Origin of the sequence: Congzhengia minquanensis (genome assembly GCF_014384785.1) — a bacterium.
Classification (GTDB): domain Bacteria; phylum Bacillota; class Clostridia; order UBA1381; family UBA9506; genus Congzhengia; species Congzhengia minquanensis.
The window spans coordinates 506,838-526,574 of sequence record NZ_JACRSU010000002.1 but is presented as its reverse complement, the minus strand read 5'-3'; the positions used below and the strand labels follow the sequence as shown (position 1 = coordinate 526,574).

14 protein-coding genes are annotated in these 19,737 nt (G+C 33.7%); all 14 read right to left on the bottom strand.

From position 1 onward, the window contains the following. Positions 1-2 precede the first annotated feature (2 nt). The 14 genes from H8698_RS07575 to H8698_RS07515 all read right to left on the bottom strand — a co-directional run bounded on the left by H8698_RS07575 (position 3) and on the right by H8698_RS07515 (position 18,744). The gene (locus tag H8698_RS07575) at positions 3-1,271 is read right to left on the bottom strand and encodes a hypothetical protein (RefSeq protein ID WP_249312002.1); all 1,269 of its coding nucleotides are present in this window, start codon (positions 1,269-1,271) and stop codon (positions 3-5) included. Positions 1,272-1,279: 8 nt separating this feature from the next. Further along, positions 1,280-2,926, bottom strand: coding sequence for a hypothetical protein (locus H8698_RS07570; protein ID WP_249312000.1), 1,647 nt, complete (start codon positions 2,924-2,926; stop codon positions 1,280-1,282). A gap of 21 nt (positions 2,927-2,947) precedes the next feature. Continuing rightward, positions 2,948-4,558 (bottom strand): hypothetical protein, encoded by a 1,611-nt coding sequence (locus tag H8698_RS07565; RefSeq protein WP_249311998.1) that lies wholly within the window; start codon positions 4,556-4,558, stop codon positions 2,948-2,950. A 105-nt stretch (positions 4,559-4,663) separates the two neighbouring features. After that, on the bottom strand, positions 4,664-5,821 hold the full coding sequence (locus H8698_RS07560) for a hypothetical protein (protein WP_249311997.1): 1,158 nt from the start codon (positions 5,819-5,821) through the stop codon (positions 4,664-4,666). An 85-nt stretch (positions 5,822-5,906) separates the two neighbouring features. Further along, entirely contained in the window at positions 5,907-8,549 is a 2,643-nt protein-coding gene (locus H8698_RS07555) for a hypothetical protein (protein WP_249311995.1), read from the bottom strand. Beyond that, on the bottom strand, positions 8,542-9,141 hold the full coding sequence (locus tag H8698_RS07550; RefSeq protein WP_249311992.1) for a BTB/POZ domain-containing protein: 600 nt from the start codon (positions 9,139-9,141) through the stop codon (positions 8,542-8,544). The genes H8698_RS07555 and H8698_RS07550 overlap by 8 nt, the downstream gene beginning before the upstream one ends. A 335-nt stretch (positions 9,142-9,476) precedes the next feature. Beyond that, positions 9,477-10,706, bottom strand: a complete 1,230-nt coding sequence (locus tag H8698_RS07545) for a hypothetical protein (protein ID WP_249311989.1) — start codon at positions 10,704-10,706, stop codon at positions 9,477-9,479. After that, positions 10,699-10,860: a hypothetical protein gene (locus tag H8698_RS07540; RefSeq protein WP_249311987.1), complete on the bottom strand. Its 162-nt coding sequence runs from the start codon at positions 10,858-10,860 to the stop codon at positions 10,699-10,701. Before H8698_RS07540 ends, H8698_RS07545 begins: the two co-directional genes overlap by 8 nt. Positions 10,861-11,997: 1,137 nt before the next feature. Continuing rightward, positions 11,998-12,285, bottom strand: coding sequence for a hypothetical protein (locus H8698_RS13505; RefSeq protein WP_430393572.1), 288 nt, complete (start codon positions 12,283-12,285; stop codon positions 11,998-12,000). A 130-nt stretch (positions 12,286-12,415) separates the two neighbouring features. After that, positions 12,416-13,090, bottom strand: a complete 675-nt coding sequence (locus tag H8698_RS07535) for a hypothetical protein (RefSeq protein ID WP_249311985.1) — start codon at positions 13,088-13,090, stop codon at positions 12,416-12,418. 232 nt (positions 13,091-13,322) lie between these two features. After that, entirely contained in the window at positions 13,323-14,054 is a 732-nt protein-coding gene (locus tag H8698_RS07530) for an HNH endonuclease (protein ID WP_249311983.1), read from the bottom strand. A gap of 891 nt (positions 14,055-14,945) precedes the next feature. Continuing rightward, a complete protein-coding gene (locus H8698_RS07525) occupies positions 14,946-16,769 on the bottom strand; it encodes a hypothetical protein (protein WP_249311981.1) in 1,824 nt (607 codons plus the stop codon). Positions 16,770-17,036: 267 nt separating this feature from the next. Beyond that, positions 17,037-17,264 carry a type II toxin-antitoxin system HicB family antitoxin gene (locus H8698_RS07520; RefSeq protein WP_249311978.1) on the bottom strand — a complete coding sequence of 76 codons (228 nt, stop codon included), beginning with the start codon at positions 17,262-17,264 and terminating at the stop codon, positions 17,037-17,039. Between the two features lie 247 nt (positions 17,265-17,511). Beyond that, entirely contained in the window at positions 17,512-18,744 is a 1,233-nt protein-coding gene (locus H8698_RS07515; protein WP_249311976.1) for a hypothetical protein, read from the bottom strand. Between the last annotated feature and the right edge of the window lie 993 nt (positions 18,745-19,737).

Sequence of the window (19,737 nt, the reverse complement as noted above, 5' to 3'; positions counted from 1 at the left end):
AATTATCTAAATAATTCACTGCCATCACTATTGGCACTATTTGCTTCTACGGTTTCAATTTTAGTAGAGAAGAAGAGTGTACCATTGTTCAAGTCTTCTGCACTATTAATTTCTAGTTCCGATTTTTCAGCAGACTTCATTGCTTTAAATTTAGCAACACAAAGTTCTGTTTCTTTAGCTTTAAGACCATCTAAATCACACTTGTCAACAAAGTCCTCTTTCATAGAGTTAAGTTCAGCCTCACTAAAACCATTCTCATTCTTAATGTTTTCAAAATAAGAATTTATCTCGGCCTGAGCCTGTGCTTTCTCGCTATCTGCCTTCATCTGTCTTAAAGGTTCAATTTCGCCGTTAAGTTCAGCAACCCGATTTTTCTGAGCCTCTAATTCTTTGTTTGCTTCCACGAGTAATTCATTCAACTCAACCTCTTTTGCCTTTGAAGCAGTTAATTTTTCTTTGCAGGAATTCAATTCTGTTTCAGTAGTAGACAATTTATTTTTTAACTCGTTGAGTTCTTCGACCTGTGCAATAATTTTTGCGTTTAATTCAACAACAGTATTGTCTGTCTTTACGTCTTCTGCCATTTCGGTTTCCTCCTTTTTGTTTATATCATCTAAATTGATTTTAGTTGATTTTTGGTTGATTTCTATAACCTCTGACGCTGTATCTGCCGGTGGCACAAAATCAGAAAGCAATGCCAATCCGCTTATATCGAATAAGACGGGAGTTCTTGGGATAATTAAATTACCGTTTTTATCTTTGCTCCCAATCCCATGCTCATAAACAATTTGTTTTAATTTTCCTTTGCCTGATATTTCCACACTACCTTTTATGTGATTGCCCGAAGAAATTGCTTCACGAAGATATTTTACAAGTTCATGGTATCTTTGGTCATAAATTACACCTGATACCATCAGTAATTTTTTTGTTTTACCTTTAACCTCTCTGTCCTCAATCCACACATCTTCAATGTGTCCAACTGTATCACTGTCAGGGAAAATAATGTTGCCATCCTCAATATCGTTTTCCATTCTTCCGTGGTCAGATATTAAAGACCTATTCACATCAACAAATCTAACTACAAAAGGTGCACCTATTGCAGATTCCATGTTGTCAATAGTGTATTTTTCTTCCCAATGTATGCCGTTATTGTTTATTTGAGACAAATTCCCTGTGTCGTGTATTTCGTAAGCGGACATTACGATTTTGACTCTGCCAGCTTTTATATCTTCAGAGGTTTGTTCCTGAATTGAGCACAATTCTAAATCCATTTAAAACCTCACTTTCTTGTACTTGGTTTTGGTGTTTTGTTTCCGCCATTTGTTCTTGTCTGTACTCCTAAATCACTCAACTCACTATTTTTTTTCTTTGGAGCACCACCCGAATTTTCATCGACAGTTGCTTTATCCATAGAGTTAGAAAGAGTGTACGACGTTGGGTGCGGTAAAAATCTATCGTCATACTCAAGTTCTTTTTCCATCTCCATTAGCCTTAGATATGTGTTTGAATCACCTGAACCAACTGCATACAACCACGTTCTTGAACCTCCAGCGGACAAATATAAATCCTTTGCTGTTGAGAAAGCACTTTCTTGATTAAGAGTCGATGTCTTTAAATAAACAATATCAATCCAATCTTCTTCTGACAATTCAAGATAATTATTAATCAGCTTTGTATATTGCCACTGAATTTGCTCTAACATTTGAAAAACTTCAGCAAGCATCAAATCGATATTAACGGATAATGTAGAGTAGGATGCACCTTGCCCACCACCATTTAATGCCGATATAGCCAACCCTAAAGATGTACTTATACATTCGTTATTTTCTTTTGTAAGGGTGTTTGTTAAGAATGTGTTATCAGAATCTAGTTTTCCTATAACTGTTCCAGGAGCAAGTTTCAGAGTAGTTGTACGGCCAATTTTATTTTTTTTATTTTGGTCGTCTATATTTACAGCCTTTTTGAAAGCGTTATATTGATTGGTTTGTTGGTCTTTATTAAGACTACAACTGCCTTTTTTCTCTCCTTCTGGAAGTGTCATATACCGAATATTAGAGCTATTTTCACGCATGTTATTTCTTTGAGAGTCTGTGTATTCCTCAGAAAATAAAATATCTAACAAAGCAAAAAGCCCCAACATTCTTCCGTGGGACTCTAAAATCGAAGCGCGATATTTATATGCAAAGGTTGTTTCTTGATTTAATAATAACCAACGTTTATTTGAGTCTTTTTTATATTCTGTATAACCTCTGATAAAGTTGCTAGGATAGTTTTTAATCTCTCCAACTAATCCATTTCCTTTAAATCTATCAAAGTATGACATGTCAAATGAGACAACATAATCTCCATTGGCAAAACCCTCAAATCTTACATAATCTAAATCTAATGGCTGCAACATCATATTATCAATAAATGCTAAACCTTCAATTTTATCAGAGATAGAGTAAGCGTTGTTTTTAGTGATTCTCTTTGCCTTTGTGTCTCTCCATATTGCAACATATTCCCCATATACCAAGGCATTATGAAGACAATCTCTTGTAATTAGCTTATGATTTAATTTATGTCGCATAATATGATTGGCTTTATCAATACTTAACTTTGCTTTTTGTGTTGAACCGTTTGGCATAGCAATATAATCCAGAGTAGGAGAAGCAGTCATTTTGGCAACAGTTTGTCCATATGTACCATTTTTATTGTACATTCTTTCGGAAATTCGCATTAGTTCTTTATGATAAAGCATTGGTTGAGTAACATATTTTTTTAGTTGTTCTTCTGTATAATAATCAAAAATATCGGAATAACGACTAAATAAATTTATTGTCGAAGCGTCTTCATACGAATTTGTTTCAACATCATAAGAATAAGAAAAATCTTCTGTCACTTTTGTGTCTTCATGTAAAAATTTTTTATGTTCTGTATCTTGCATATTGCACTGTCCCTCCTTTCTCTAAATATCAAAATCGAAATCATAGTCTGAGTTATTATATATATCTCTACAAAATTCATTTATAAACCAAAGCACATATATTGTTGCAGATACACGGTCTTTATCTAACTTTTTTACAACTTTTTCTAATGTAACCCCACCATTTGGCAAATGTTTTAATTTCAAATTTGCGGTTTCTTCAAAAAATGCATCCGTTTCTAAAAATGGAGCAACACTATCAATAAAGTTGTCATTTTCTTTTTCTGTAAAATCATTTATTCCTCTTTTTTGAAGAAGTCGTAATTTTCCACTGTCAACCATATCTATAAACGTAGTTACAATTTTACTTTGAGCAGTTTGTGCTTTTAAGTTATAAACAATTTTAATTGCATCCTGAACTTCTGGTTGATTGTCATCGTTAATAGTATCCCAACAACCTAATGGTTCTTTGGTTATAGGATCAAAGCTTTCCTTTAATAATTCATCAATCAGACCTGCACCAAGCCCGTTACCATCAACAACTACACCTCTTGCATTATAAACTCGTTGAATTTGCTTAATTCTACAAGCTTGAGCTGTAAAATTTAAAATGTTAGGAATGTTAATGATGTTTACTATATCAATAGTGATAATTTTTGTTTTATCTTTGGTTCTTATAACTTTTGCTACAGAAACAGACGACTGATTATTGCTAGAGTTTTGAGACCTTGCAACATCAACACCTAAATAAAATTCTTCTTCATCGTTCATGGCTTTGTTTTGAACAGAAACAAGAGAACGACAAATCATTAATTTATTTATATCCACCAATGCGCCATCACTACAACCAACCCATTTTGATTCATAATTTTGTGCGAATGCAATAGGGGACATTTCTTTCTTCTTTTTTAAAATTTGACTTTTAGTTGAACCTCTACCATACCAACAGGGCAAAAACCAAGAAGACCCAAGCACGATTTCTCCACGTAGCTGTATCATGTCATTTAACATCTTTATGTTTCTTTCATATTCATCACTTCCTCTAAAACCAGAGGTTGTAAAGAAATTTATTTGCTGGTTTAATTCACAAGGATCAACAACACCAAGTCTTCCAATAGTATATCTAGGAACCTCAACAATAGGCTTTAAAGCATCTTGAAATAATTCGTCATTTAAAAGTGCAGACTCCTCAATATTTATTCTTTTTCGTCTTTGTCCTTTACTTGTCTGCGCGTTTGCAAGATTATCAATTTTTGCGCCTGATTTCCAGTTTATTTCCGCATCTCCCTTAGAGAACTTTTCTTTCCCCTCTATTTCATTTTGTAATATAGGAAAATGCTTCATTATTTCCGTATGTTTATCTTTTATTAACTCAGCAGCATTTTCTTTGGTTTGTGCTGTCATTGCAAGATCAATATCTGGGAAAAATATAGCCACAAGATCCATACCAAGAACCTCATCGTATGTTTTACCATATCCTCTGGGGAAGACCCCATACATAGCAACAAACCTCATAATGCAACGTAAATACACTCTTTGGTCAGAATGTAAATTAATACCACCAGTTTTAGGTTTAATTAAGTCGAGAAATAAATCAGGGAAACCAACGACACCAAGAGCAAAACTTAACATATTTATATAGATTCTTTCCAAAAACAGAGTCGTCCTGTAAAGCAATAATTTGTTCTTTAGTCATGGTTTGGCCTCACCCCCTCTAATAGGCTAGTCCATTTATTATATCTTCTTGCCGACCACCCCTTAATCATCACCATCTTTGTAATCTTTAGGTAAAACTATAAATTTTTCAATGCTTGGCCTGTTTTTTTCTGTTGGATCATCATCAAATATTCCGTATGGATCACCATACTGCTCTATATATTCTTGCTTTTTCTTGTCGTAGAACTTGTACACATCCTCATATTCGCATTGCGGTAAACCTTGTAACTCTCTTGCATAATTAATATAACACCATATGTTAAAATCTAATGCATCATTAGGTCTAAATTTAAACTGAGGTAAAATAGGTATTACATCTATAGCTTGTTCTACCGCTTTAAAAATTTCTGAAAAACTATTTATACCACCCTGCAAATCTGCTTGTGTAAGTTGTTTAGGTGTTAATTTGGCCTTATCCGCCGCATCTTGTGCTGCTGCCCACCATTTTTGTGCTTCTTGAACATCTCCTTTTGCAGTTGCAAGTTCTTCTTTAACTTTAAATCTAACATAAGTAACAAGAGCTTCTTGGTGAAGATTCGTTTGAATAGAATAATTCATTTTTATGTCGTTGTATTTACGATGCATATGTTTATATTCTGTTCTCGTATAACCTTCTCCAAAAAGATTTATCATGTCCTGAGTAACATTAAACTCCGAATCATCCGACCTTATAGGCTTTTCTTCAATGGGGTGATGTGTAGTCTGTTCTTTGCTTGCAATATCTTCAGCACTTGCCCCCATATATTTTTTTGCAATACGGTCTTTTTCGGCTTTTGTAACATTGCTGTTATTGTGAATATAACCGTCTTTTTCCGATTCAGCAAAATTTTTATTTCTTGTTTGCCTTAACATAACATTTTTGAAGTATAAGGCCACAATTTCCTTGCCTTTTTTAGCAATTTCATCATCAGATAAAAAACTGTGTTCTTTTTTATATTGAGAGTATCCAGACTCTAAATCATCCCAATATAAAGGCTTATCAAGTCGCTGACACATGTTTTTCATTTTATTTTTATTTATCGTGCCATCTTCATTTACAATTCCATTTTTTACACAAGCAGTACAAATAGGGACACAACCATCCGCTTGGTAAAGTGGGGAAGAACTTTTATAAAATCCAGACTTTAAGGGTTTCTCTTTCTTACATATAGGGCAAATCTTCTTTGCCACCTTATCATTTTTATGCGATCTTTTCGGCAAAGAAATGCCACCTCCTTTGTTTTAATACAAAAAAAGACACCACTAGGAAATAGCAGTGTCTTTATAGTCCAATAATTAAGTTAATTTAACGATGATATGAAAGACGCGCGCGGCGAGTGACATGCGCATAAGAAGGCGCATAGTTGCAAAACCAATAACACGGCCCGCAAGCAACCCCATCGTACCAATAGCCGCCGACATGCGCCGCGCAAAGCGCGCCACGTGGATAATAGTAATAATCAGCATAATACGTCGATGTCGAAGCGCCAATTTCCGAAGGAATACGAAGGAACGGGAAGCGTTCATCATACCCAAACTTTTTAACATACCCGTCGGCCGTTGGTAATTGAAAATTCGCGTTTACATAATCGTCCGTTATGTTGCCGCTGCTGTATTTGGTAGCGTCAGGCAAGAAGTAAATATCGTATGTGTACGGGTCTTCGGTTGTTCCGCTGCCCTCTCTTTTGAAAAGAACGTCGGAAATCCATTCATAAGCATTTCCAAACGGTGTTTCTTCGCCGCGATAAATACAAGTATATTTTCCGCTTGTATTTGATATATACGAACCGGAAGAAGATAAAACGCCGTCACAACTTCCTGTTTTCCACGCAATCGCAAATACGACATTTCCAACCGCTATATTTACGGGGTCGCCGTCGAATGTAATTGCACTGTTGCTGTCGTCGTAAACATCTATCGCGGTAACCGTTCTATTATTTGCGACGTTTGTACTTCCGAGCGATGTACCGATTGCAATTCCCTGTCCGACAACATACGCCGCAGCATTTACGTTTGAAATAATAATGCGGTTTGCCGTGTCTTCTGCAACAACTGCGGTATGACTCGCACTATACGAAAGAGAAGAACACCCATTCATTTTTGTTTGAATATCCCGCGTTGCAAATTCTACCCACATAAGAAGGCATTTTGTGTATTGTTCAGCCATTGTAGTAGTAGTGTATCGTTCACCCATTAAACGCGCGTTTGTCATACCATTATTCAATGACATAACAGGGGTATAAACCCCGCTTCTTGAAGTTGGCAAACCATCAACGATGCCCATAGGGTAAGCCGCTGTATATGCCTTTTGTAATAATGTGCCATCTTCGCTTATATGTATAGGGGAGGGTTCAAAACCACTTATTGGGTGCGCTGAAATAACAATTTCTTCACTATCATCATCTCCGTATATATGTTTGTAATAGAATAACGGTGTTTCAACCCAAACTTCACCATTACTTCCGTCTGTTACATAATCACGTTCACCTTCATAAGCATTAACGACAAAATTTCCATATTCGTTAAAATATCCGCAACAGCGTTTTCTTTCACTCCAAGGATATATATTATCAAAATCGTTTATAGCAGTTTCAGTATCCGTCCCAACGTTTGCGACTAAACCCGCAGCATCATATAAACGATGTACAGTATCCCCGCTATTTAACGCACCATCAAATCGAACTCCATACAATTTTGTATTATTTCTATTTACTAGTACTTTGGTTTCAACACTGATATTTGGCTGCAAATGTTCTTCAATGTCATCAAAATAAAAGCTCGTTTCATACTGAGATGTTTTAAGTATATAGTCTGAGTAATCAAGCAATTCTGTTACTGGTGTTTGTCGCACAAACATTACTTTAACCGGATTTTCTTTGTCGTACATGTCTTGTAACCAAGCGTTTCCAGCATCAAGAGCTGATGCATCAGTTTCGCCATCGTATCCGTATTTAGTTAATAATGTTTTCAATAATGAAATATAAAAGTGACTATTTAAACTGCCGTGCCAAAAGATACATTCATTATTGCTTACCCATCCTTCATACTCATAATTAAAATAATTACTTATTACTGGCGCACCATTTTTGGCACTATATACATCCATTGTATAACAATCAAACATTATAACATCATTTAGATATTTCTGAACATTATTTAAACAATATCCTAACGTTACCCCATCAAGCTCAATTTCCTGTATATTTCTTTTTATCCAAGCTCTTTCAGCCAATCTATCAACATACAACGTGTCTTGTTCCACAATATTTCCATCATTATCACGAATAGAACGAAGCACTGGAAGATTAACAAAACTGCTACTAATCAGTTTGCCGTTTACATTATAAATTTCCGATGGGAGTTCTGACGATGGCATAGTAGGCTGAAAAGGCTCATATGCAATACTATCTATAGCTTCGTCATTATATTCAAATAGGCCAAACTCACTTACAGTATAAGCATCTATAACATCTTCTTCTCCATGCACAATAATTTTTGTTAAAGTACACGTTTTAGTTGCTGTTAAAATACTTCGTTTTCCCGTTGACATTTCAAATGCTTTATATGACATACCAGTACCGAGTACATATGTACTTTCATTAGGATAACTTAAATCATCTTCACCAAAATATATTGAAGAGTAAGAATTAGAGCTATTATTAACACCGTTTGTAATTAAAAGGTATTTTTTTCCTTCCACAACATTAATCTTGTTAATGTTTGATGCTATTGAAAATTTAGAATTAATATTCCCATTCTCATTAGTCAACACACTCATATCTAATAAGTTATTACCCTGTTTTTGCTTTAACTGCCAGCTATCACCTGTAATTTTAAGAAAATCAACTTCCCCGTTAATTGTATCTGCCATATGTAAATTTCTTATTGCAGAATTTCTTTCAGTATATGTCGGCAGTGTGTCAACAAATTGAAATTGCTTTCTAAACATTTGCTGAACCTCCCGCAAATATACAAGCAGTTACATCCCATTTGCCATTATTATAAATAAGAGTGTATGTAATATGTTCATACTCCACTATAGGCTGTAAATAACTTAAAACAGTAGATTTGTTATATTGTGTAGTATCTGAAAAATCTAAAGTTCCACCATAACAAGAAATCGAAATTACTTTACCTTCTTGTCCATTTGTAATTGTAATTACTTTTGTTCCTGTCAAAGTAACAGAAGCATTATCTGATGTAGAAACATCCCAACTAATTGTGTCGCCGGTTGCATCCAATATCTCAGGTGCATGATAACCAAACTTTACATCACTTTCAGTTTTAGTATAAAAATTGCTCATATCTATTGCTGCACCGAGGGTATCCCAATTATCACCATTCCATGCGACATTCATCCCCGGTTCACCATATATTGATTTTGTTTCTATGTTATACATATCTCCAACTTTTGGAGAAGCCGGTAATTCATCTATATTTGCAATACTTCCACGGTAAACCAATGGATTTGGTATAGTGCTTACAATATCATTTATTTCTTTTATCTTTTTCATAAGAAGAGCATAAAGCGTCATATCCATAATATAATTAATTCTCACCCTCCTTATTTATAGTTCCTGCCATCCAGATGAAAACAGCATATATACTTTAATATCACCTTCGTTACGACAAATTAATGTGCTTCCCATAGGGGCGAACTCCTTGTATTTTGCAAATGAACCAGTTCCCCTTTTTGTCATTGTGGGAGCACAATTTACCTCTGACAATTCATCGCAACAAAATTCCATTAGTCCAACATTAGGACTATCTCCACAACGCGTACATATTCCAGGCAAACCTTGTCCCTCCTTCTATTCTCCTAAATTTATATTTAGTTTAATTTCATGTTATATTCATATAATTTACCTCTATTTTATTATAACTTAACATCATAAATACAATCCAAGCCATTGTCAGTAATGACAGATATAATCTGCTCTGGGCGATTTCTCAATCTCTTATCCATACAGTATTCATCAGCTCCACCTGAAAAACATCCTGCTTGAATTACCTTTGTATCATATGAAGTCATCATTGCATTAGTGTGACGATGGCCGGTGTAAATGATGTCTGGTTTCATACCAACATACATAGTTAACTTCTGAACTATGGTATTTAATTCATCTTTGTCACCATGTACACTGAAAATTTTCTGTCCTCGTACACTAAATATAGCAATAGAAGAGTCAATTGTATTTTCGTGGAATTTTACATTTCTAAAATTCTGTAATTTTGCTTGTAAATATGGAATAGCGAGTAAATCCATATTCTCGCCTCTCATATTATTTTCTTTCTTTTCATGTAACCTTGAGTGGTTTCCAGGACAAACAAATACGTTTACATTTTCAAAATGATAACTTAATTCTGATAAAAATTGTGATATGTAATCAGTAATGGTCAAGAACTGTTCAATTAAATTTTGGTTGTTTTCAATCCTCAAAGCTAAGTGGATAACTCCACTCACAAGTTCCGAGAGTATGATGTTTATATTTTCAGAACTATGTCTTAACTGAACTTCCAAAATTTTATCAAGATACCGATTTATTCTACTGCGAAGCACATTTTCGTTAAAAGTATTGAAATAATTATCAACTTCTAATCCGGTATGAACATCAAAAAACGTGCATATAATATCATTATCCGTCTTTAAAATGCCAGTAAACTGTTTAGATTCATCATAGGATAGAGGAGTAGTCTGATATTCAGAAATACTTCGTAGAATCTGTTCTTTGTAACTTTCCTTACGAGCTTCTTCACGAAGAATGCGTTTTAATTCATTGCGTTCATCTCTTGTTTTCACCTTTTCTTTTTCAAGAGACTGCTTCTGAATTTGCAATTCGTTAAAATATTTATCTTCACTCAATTCATTAAATACACCAGCTTCAAAAAATCTTTTTGCCTGTTGATAACATTTTCTGTAAGCTGCTTCCGTCCGATATTGAGATTCATCTTCTCTAAATTCTCTATTTATTAAATCTGCAACACCATTCCAATCAATATCTAACAGACCAGAATCTTTTGCTTGTCCCAACCTCCAAATGAAACTTTCTTCGTTTTCGTTTTCTAATCTATGTACATCAATAATATTACTCACCGCCTTATTCATTATCGTTTATATTGCGGCTGTCAATCACTAAATCTTCGTCAGTTTTAACCTTACATGATAATTCAACGTCTAAACCAGTGAAATCTTTTAAAAGATCACATATTTTTAAATCTTTACCTTCAATTGTAATAACACCATGTTCAACATCAATCATTCCAATAGCTTTTAATGCAACGCATGTGGATTTTCTATAAGTAAGTTCTTTAGCTATCTTTTATCAATCCTTTCCTTACCTAATGCTTGTGACATACGGGGAGTTCTCCAGATTTGGTTAAATCGTTTAACACATTTGGAGTTTCGATACAATAATATTTTGGATGCCTAGAATAAGTTTTGAAAATCTGCTTGTGAAATTTATACCCCTTCTTTTTAAGCATCATAGCTTCATATTTAGAAATTTCTTTCGTTTATATCACTCTTTCTTGAAAAAATTATGCCAAAAGGCATTCGCTTTTCTTTAGTGTGAAAATGCGCCAGAAAATATCACATTTGGTTGCAGAACAAGAACTTGCATCTTGACTAAAAGGTAATGAGCCTTATGTGCTTCTTTTACACTATTCTGCTATAAATGAATAAAAAAAGAAGTTTGGTACGCTGAACAAAAAAGAATCTTACCCAGCATACCAAACAGAAGAAAAAATATATAAAAATAAGAAAAAATACTAATGAGACATAAAAATAATACAAGAATACTCTTTATTATGGCAACAAAATAGGCCTTCGCCTTACATCAAAATATCGTCATAATATTCAGCCACTACTCAACAAAGCTGAGCATAAGGGAGCTACCCTAATACTTCTTTGTCGTTTGCATAAGCAATAATTGTAGCAAAGATTGGTTACTTTGAACTTTCACCCGTCATTCAGAACTTATTATTTTTTTAATCTATTAGTAAAATATAGTTTCAATGTCGATTTGGGCTACTTGTACACTGAACAGATTTTATACCTGCATTTCTGCAATTCAACGACACAACCAACTTAGTGGATTTTCTCTACAATCCTACATGGTTCCACCCATATAGGCATCAAGATTATTCTGCACAGCAGCGTCTATTATGTTGGCAATCTGGCAGTAACTTTTTACGGCAATATTTTTTTGCACTTATACTTAGCTTTGGTGGTTCCCACCTATCCAAAACATATCACTATGTTTCAGAAGATACCATGTGAAAGTATCCCATCATATAATATCTCGCTGTACGTACAATCTCGGCACGGTGACTGGCCGTTCTGCACCGAGGTATTCATCGCCATAAGAAAGAGTATTCTTGTATATTTATTTATTGAATTATACCATTTTGTGCAGTTTCCGCAGTTTTCTCTTAAAATGTTCCGTAAACCCTGCGGAAAGCTGTATTATGTATTCAGGGTCTATATACCCCGATGAACGCAAATTAGAATGATAATCCTTTGAGGATATAACATCTGAACACAATCTCAATCCCGAAAAGGGTTTGATTTCCACTATATTATCTTTATCGCCAAGTTTGTCTTGTACGATAAATTCCAGAGCCTCTAAAACTCTCTCAATTTCATATTTTGAATATCCTGTTTCTTTACATAATTCGTTTACAATATCTTTTTGAGTATACTGTACCTTGTTTTTTATAGAATATCATCTCCATTCACGGCTGGAAGTAGGGTAGTTTTATTAGGATAATAAGTATAAAACTACCCTCTCCCTCCATAGTAACTTAAAAAACTTCCTAACTGTAGGGGTGAAAATCGACCTTTTCGGTTGAATCAAGCCGTTTTTTTGTAATTTTATAGCCAATATTGAATAATTTTAAGTCGTTTCCACCCTCTTCTAATTGCTCAATTTCATCTATTGATTGTATAATACAATCGCTGTAACTGTTATTTCCGCAAGCCCACAATATCTGCAACAGAATATTTTTTATCTGTGTGTTATCTTTATTCTCAAGAGAACATAATAACTGAAACATAGTTGAAAAACCGATAGTCTCTCCGTCTATATCAGACTTGAGCGTATCATATAACATATTAGCCTCGTTCTGCTTTTCTTCTTTGGGCTTATCAGACGCATATAACGATTTGCGGTCAGAAATAAACCTTTTTATAAGACTGTAAATCTTATTTATTTGCTTTTGATTAACATTTGGACTATGATATTTGCCGTTATCCAAAATAGCCACGAACGGCAGCCATGTCTTTTTATATGGGTTCTTTATCCTGAAGCCATTTATTACAGTTTGTAGATAATCCATAGATGTCTGATATTTACAGTAATTCTTTCTTTGAGGATTATAATAGCCCTTCTGACGGGATATATGAGCGAAGAAATGTGGCATTTTCTTTTTATTATACTCATCGCTTAACTCGTCCCTATATTTCTTTCGCAACTTGTCCAATTCTTTCAAGTTATTTATGTCAAACTCTTTCTTTGCCTTATCACTTTTATATTATATCAAATACGCTACATTTGATAGTTGACGTAACCGTCAAGCCTTGTATTTTCACACAAGAATAGACTATATCTTCGCCCTCAACTTAATGATTGGGCGTACACCACTGTCTCTGCGATTTTAGAGCACATAGTCGTTGAACCTTCTCCTATTTAGAGCTTGGCTGCTGATTTTCGATTTTATATTGTTAAAGTAATAAATAATCTTTGCAATATTTTTGCTCTGCGAGTTCTCTTATTCTACAAGCGTCCTCATATGTATCGTATGACCCGAGATATATTCGTTTTCCATCAACATTGAGTTGCGCCGCATACCTATCATATCCCGACACCCTATAAACTCCTGTTCTTCCGCTAGTATTATTAGAACATTTGCCTCGATTAACACAATTCCCAGACCTGCTAATTATTCTTAAATTATCTCGTTTATTATCAAGAGGATTGCGATTAATATGGTCAATTTCTTGACCTTCTTGAGCATTTAGCAAAAAACGATGAATTTTAATTTCTTTTTTATTTACCTTGCCTACGATATATCCATTATTACAATGCCATGTGTAACAAGAAACAATGTTATAATCATCTAAATCAATCATAAATTGTGTTCCATCGAAACATTCAACTGCGCAATAGTTCTCATAAAATGTATATCTATTGCCGTAAAAGAGATTTTGTTTCCTAAAATCTAAAGGCTCTCTCAAATATACTTTCTTATTATTTTGTGGGATATTTAAGATAAATCTTGACAACTGAACATTTTTTCTGTTTATACAACCCTCAATTTGTCCCCTTCTATATCTCCATGTATAACAAGACACTCGTGCATAATCGTCCTTGTCAATTTTAAACTCAGTACCGTCAGCACATATTCCGACAACATAATCATCAATAAATCTATATTTGTTTAGCTTTCTTCTCATGAATTCCTCCTTTCTTTGTTTATTTACTACTTTAACTTTCGTAAACTTAGGATTTGACCATATTTACATGTCTATCATTTTTTCTGCTTTCGCCACATTCACACTTAGGCTATTATTTCATCCTTATGTTGTAGTTGATAGACCTTTACGATTTTCCAGCAATTCAATGTATTAATTTTTACGCATATTACTATACGCCGAGACTAATTCCGCTAATCTCTATACCCGACATAACATTTAACTGGCAAATGTCATAATATAATTCCTTAACATCATCATAAGAAGTTCCGTAATACATCTTATTCCAAAGCAATGAATTGAGTTCTTGCGATAAATTAACTATCTCTCCAATCTTGTTTACAGCCGTTTTAATATCCAAATCAGCCTGTTGTTCTGCTGTATAATACCTCTTTACCTTCTGTGCCTCTACGAAAGAAGCTGAGGTTTTAAATGTGTTGTAATTTCTTTTAGCGGCTCTTATAAGAACCTCGTTGTTAGTGAGTAGCACTGTGTCTGAATCGAACCTAAATACCCTCGGTTTCCCGATATTTATTAGGGGAGTAGAGCACATCTTTAACCTAAAAACTTTAAAATTCATTAATGTTAAAGTTTAGGTTAGTTGGCACTTCAAAATAGAGATTTTCACTCTGTCTCTATGGATTTCATTATCTCTGTTGAGATAGTATATCCTGCTCGTTGCACCTTTTAGAATGTCGCCACTCTAACTTGGCACAGGATTGTCATATGGCATATCAGCCACTTAGATTTTCCCTGTTAGCATAATTCCTAATTATCATTTCCTATAATTCCTAAACGTGAATTACACACCTTATATTTATAAGTTCACCAACTTTATTTTGAGGATGTTACCATCCAAAGCAGACCATCGTATTAATCTGCGCCACTTAATCTTTGCAATGTGTTTTCGCCTATCGAATTTATACACACAATCTCAGGAGTAAGATTAAAGTAACAATCAATCAACCTATTTTCTGTATTATATGGCAGCCATACATTCGACATAGAAATGTGAGGAGACCGAGACCCTAAAATCGTTTTATTGTACTCAAATCTCGTACTATGTATATTGCCTATACCTATCTGTGAATTACCCTTAAATGTCCCTATAGCCTGTTGTAACATCTCAATAGGATTGCCAAGCAGGGTAGAGTAGTTGCCATTCACATAGATGTGACCATTCTTTAAATTCTTATAATAAGACCTTAATAAATCTGTCAAAAACTCCTGATAATACTTTGTTTGAGTAAAATTGTCATTTACACACATAAGGTTATAAACTACCTCATTTTTATCCAACAAAGGCTTATTGACAATATCCATCTCGTCAATATCAGGATATTTGATATAATAACGCACAACAGCAGGATTATCTCGTAATAATTGAGCGAATTGCAATGATGGCTCTAATAACTCTCTTACTTCATCTTTCGATAGCTGCAAAGTATTTATGAGCTGATAATGCGTCTGTACGAGCCTTCCGCCAAAGAAATGCGTCTTTTTGTCATGCTTAACGACACCGAAAGAAGGATATATATAGTCCAACCACTCATCAAATGTGCTAAATTTAAGGTATTTAATGCTGTTAGGAGTGGTAATCAGCTTAATATCCTTAATGTCAGTAGCCCTTGTTTTGCCGTTCAACTGAGAAATCTGTGTAATATTATTATCTTTAAACCACTGCTGTATATTGCAGTTGAAACAGCAAGACTTGAACATCAAGTTCCGCAGCAATACCATTCCATATTCTTCGTATTCCCCAAACAACGACACATCCATTAAGGATTGGCCGTCCCATATACTATTACTGATTTCGCAGGTCGCTTCTTCAGTTTTTAATTGCCCTTCAACATTATAGGTCTTAATAACATCTTCGGTAAAAACACTATCATAGTCGTCAACCAACAAAATGTTTTCTGGCTTTATAGTTATAGTATCAATAATACTGCTTGAGGTAAGGGCTATTGAACCCTCATAAGCCGCAAGGTCAACATCTTGTCCATCCTTAAATTCAACGCCCCCTGAACTGAACCTTAAAAGTGGCTTAAACAATGGCTCGTTGGCAAACAAACACTTGCCCACACGGGCAGAACCGGGAGAACGCTTTAATCTACAATATTCAATACCATCGCATTTAAAGCCGTTTTTATACAAGTATTCTCTTAGTTGAGCATTGGTCATTAAAGTTTTGAGCTCTTTCCTTTTGACAATCTGCGCTTGCGTTGTCCCGTCTTTAAGTGTAATTTCCGCAAACTTAAAGCAGTAGGGGAGGTCTATATCGGTGTTTATAATCCTATTTGCCACCTGTACACCAACGATTTCACCATCTCTATTGGTTGCAATACAATCATCAAATACAAGCTCTCTGTAATCATAACCATACTTTACAAAAGTATTTTTATTCATCTGATTCCATTCTTTAACAGCATATTTGAATGTTACATTGATTATATTCGTAGTATAAAAATGCTTTTTAATCTTAAAAGCGAAGTCGTTGCGTCTGAGTTTCCGCCTATATATATCCTCTAACTCTATTAAATCCAAACTATAATCAAGTTTATTGATAAATTTTCTGAGGTTATACTGACCATTTTTGAGCTTTAGCGTATATTCGCTATCCTCATCAGATATGTAATGAGTCGCAAGGTATATGTCTTTACCGTCAACGCTGGGTATGAACACACCATTATTTAACAATTTATCACGCTCCTTTGTTCAACCATTTCTTTCTACGTATTTATCACTCATCATCGTCCATTGTTTTTAACTCGCCTCCTAACCACTCTATAAGCTGTCGTGTTGTCATAACACATTCTGAATGTATTTTTTCACCAACAACATTTTCAACATACTCATCCCCAGCATATATTCCTTCTCCGCAAATAGAGCAGAAGTCCCTAGTTGAAGGGTAGTTATAATTAGGACAACGTGAATGACAAGGATGCTGACGACATATTGAACACATTAAATCAACTCCCACCTTTCTGGTTCTTTTCCAAAATGTCTACATGCATCAAAATAACTGTCAACACTTTGGTGAAACATTTCCTCTAATTCTTCTACTGATGTACCATGAAAACTTAGTGAATCTGCAATTCCGAAAACTTCGCCAACAAAAATTTGGTCTTCAGCGTCAATTTTTACAATTGCATAGTACCCTTTATATTCCATAATTAATTTGGATAAATCCATTAAACATTACCCCTCTTTTTTTTATAGGCCTCATCCTCAGTAACCTCCATGTATTTTTATATAATATTTTAGATATATTACACTCTACTTATTTGTTATAAGAAAATTTTAAATTTTACACAAAAAAGAAGAGTTGGCTTAAGATCAGTCTGGATATATATTTTTATTTTGTGCTGGTACTTGAATTAAAATAATCATTATAATTTTTGACGAAAAGAACTCAAATCACCAATGATAAGTAAATCTGCTATATTGCGCTATTTTCACTTATCCATTGTTCTAATAACCCTCTCATGCGTACACTGGGTAGATAAATCCATATTTCATTTCCGTCACGAATAGCGGAACGCCATATAAATTGAAGCATTTCAGATAAAGCATAACCGTCTTCATCTATATCAATATTATTAGTAAGAAAAAAGTTTTTTACAAAAGGATTAAGATAACGATTAACTGGATACACGACTGAAGTTCTCTTCTTATATTCATTTGTTGCACGAGAATTAAGCGGTAAATATCCTCTCGTATAGCCTTTACCTTTTAACAACGACTTATAATCTTTAAATGTTGTCCATATATTGTCAGAAGAATTGTCACATCTTATATGTCTAAAAAAGTTAGAAATATTGTTTTTTAGTACTTGCATTGTTGAATTGCCTTTATTCCTAAAATACCATGTTTTAGATAAATCATGCTCTCTGTCACCGATCATATTAAGTTTCTCTAAATCACAGATATGAATCAATTTCCTATAATCATACTTTGGTTTATTTTGATTTTTATCATAAGCTGATAATTGATATGTATCCATTGAATTACCTACTACTGACAAATATGTATATGGTAGTCTATAGTAATCGTAGTAATATTTTTGGAGCTGCAAATCAAATCTGTATGTCAATATGTAAATGTTCCGAAAAGAGTTAAATGTCTCTATGGGGAATAGCCATACCATTAAATTGTCTCCATAACAAACAAGACTACCTAATTCGCATAATCTTTTTTCATTATCAAATTTGCCGGAATAATCCTTATATTTTTCTTTCCATATAAGTTGTTTGGTTTTATGATTAATGTCAACATATGTATTGGTTAGAAGGGTAAAGTCCTGTTTGCTTAACGAGTATTCATCTACAACATTTGCAACTTCATCCATTACTAATGTATAATTTGACGCTCTACATATATCAATTAGTTCATTGTCAAATTTTTGAAATAGAGCATGAGTTGAAACGATATTTTCACCTTTATCAATCATTTTTTTTATGTCATCTAACTTTGTCTGATTTTTTTCAAACTTAGGTGCCTTGAAGTGTTTAGATGGGCAATATTTCTTGTATCTATCAACCTCGTCTAAATACGGTGTTATTACCAAAAATTTGTTTTCTACTCCTGATGCGTTAATATGATTTATAATACTCTGAGATTTTCCCGCTCCCATAATGGCGTCAACTATATTCACATTGCAATTAAAATTCACTAAATTATCTCCTCCTAATCATGTTCCAATAATTTCTCAAATCCTGGCACCTTTTTTAAAAAAATGGTGTCAAGCCAAAAACGTAGTGTTTATCGCACTTTCAGCCTCTACCTGCCGTAGTAGCCTATTCTGTAAAAGTGCCAAAATCAAAAAAATATGTAGGTTTTATGCGGTTTTTAAGGTGTTCCCCTTATAAAAGATATATATAAAAGTGCCAAAATAATTTATATTACAATTTTTAAACATAAACATAATGAATTAACTATAATGGACTTGGCTGTCGTAAGACAGACAAGGGCAAGCCTAACTTTGCGAAGCAATGTTTGGCTAAGGGGGTATGGGGTCTCCCCATATAACAAGTTTTATTACAAATATCATTTATTTACCTCCATAAATGCAGTTCTGATATATTATTCTTTTTTTTATATAAAATTTCTCTATCAAACTATTTCTTTAACAACAGGTTCTTTGTCAAATAAAGTTTCTCTTTTAAAATGACTAATCTCATCTATTAATGTAATTTTTTGAAAATTTCTTTTCACTATATATAATTCCTTATAAATTTTTAATTTTGCACAAAAAATACACACAAAAATCAAAATTTGTGTGTTAAAAATTAAAAGCTTAAAATTATATCTATATTCAATTCTTGTGTTTTAGATATATAAAGTGATACATAAATTATTAAAATTGATTTAAGGCATAATTTTGGACGTATATTGTGGTAATTTAGTTGTGTGGTTTAGTTGATTTGTATAAAATGCATAAAAATATGATTTTATATTTATAAAAATTAGTGATTATAGCTATATATTTATGTGGCTTCGATATATTTTGTAGCCTATTTGATTGTAACAGGCTTGAAAATGTGATTATAATGGCCTTTTCTGATTAAAAGATTTATGTTTGATATAAAAATTTATTGATGAAAATTAGAGTACTTTATAAGATGATTTGTAATTTTCGATAATTTGTGCATTTTATCAAGGTTAT

Coding starts and splice junctions, on each gene's coding strand:
- H8698_RS07575 (WP_249312002.1), bottom strand. CDS start 1,271: ATGGATTTAGAATTGTGCTCAATTCAGGAACAAACCTCTGAAGATATA.
- H8698_RS07570 (WP_249312000.1), bottom strand. CDS start 2,926: ATGCAAGATACAGAACATAAAAAATTTTTACATGAAGACACAAAAGTG.
- H8698_RS07555 (WP_249311995.1), bottom strand. CDS start 8,549: ATGTTTAGAAAGCAATTTCAATTTGTTGACACACTGCCGACATATACT.
- H8698_RS07550 (WP_249311992.1), bottom strand. CDS start 9,141: ATGGATATGACGCTTTATGCTCTTCTTATGAAAAAGATAAAAGAAATA.
- H8698_RS07545 (WP_249311989.1), bottom strand. CDS start 10,706: ATGAATAAGGCGGTGAGTAATATTATTGATGTACATAGATTAGAAAAC.
- H8698_RS07540 (WP_249311987.1), bottom strand. CDS start 10,860: ATGATTGATGTTGAACATGGTGTTATTACAATTGAAGGTAAAGATTTA.
- H8698_RS07530 (WP_249311983.1), bottom strand. CDS start 14,054: ATGAGAAGAAAGCTAAACAAATATAGATTTATTGATGATTATGTTGTC.
- H8698_RS07520 (WP_249311978.1), bottom strand. CDS start 17,264: ATGGATTTATCCAAATTAATTATGGAATATAAAGGGTACTATGCAATT.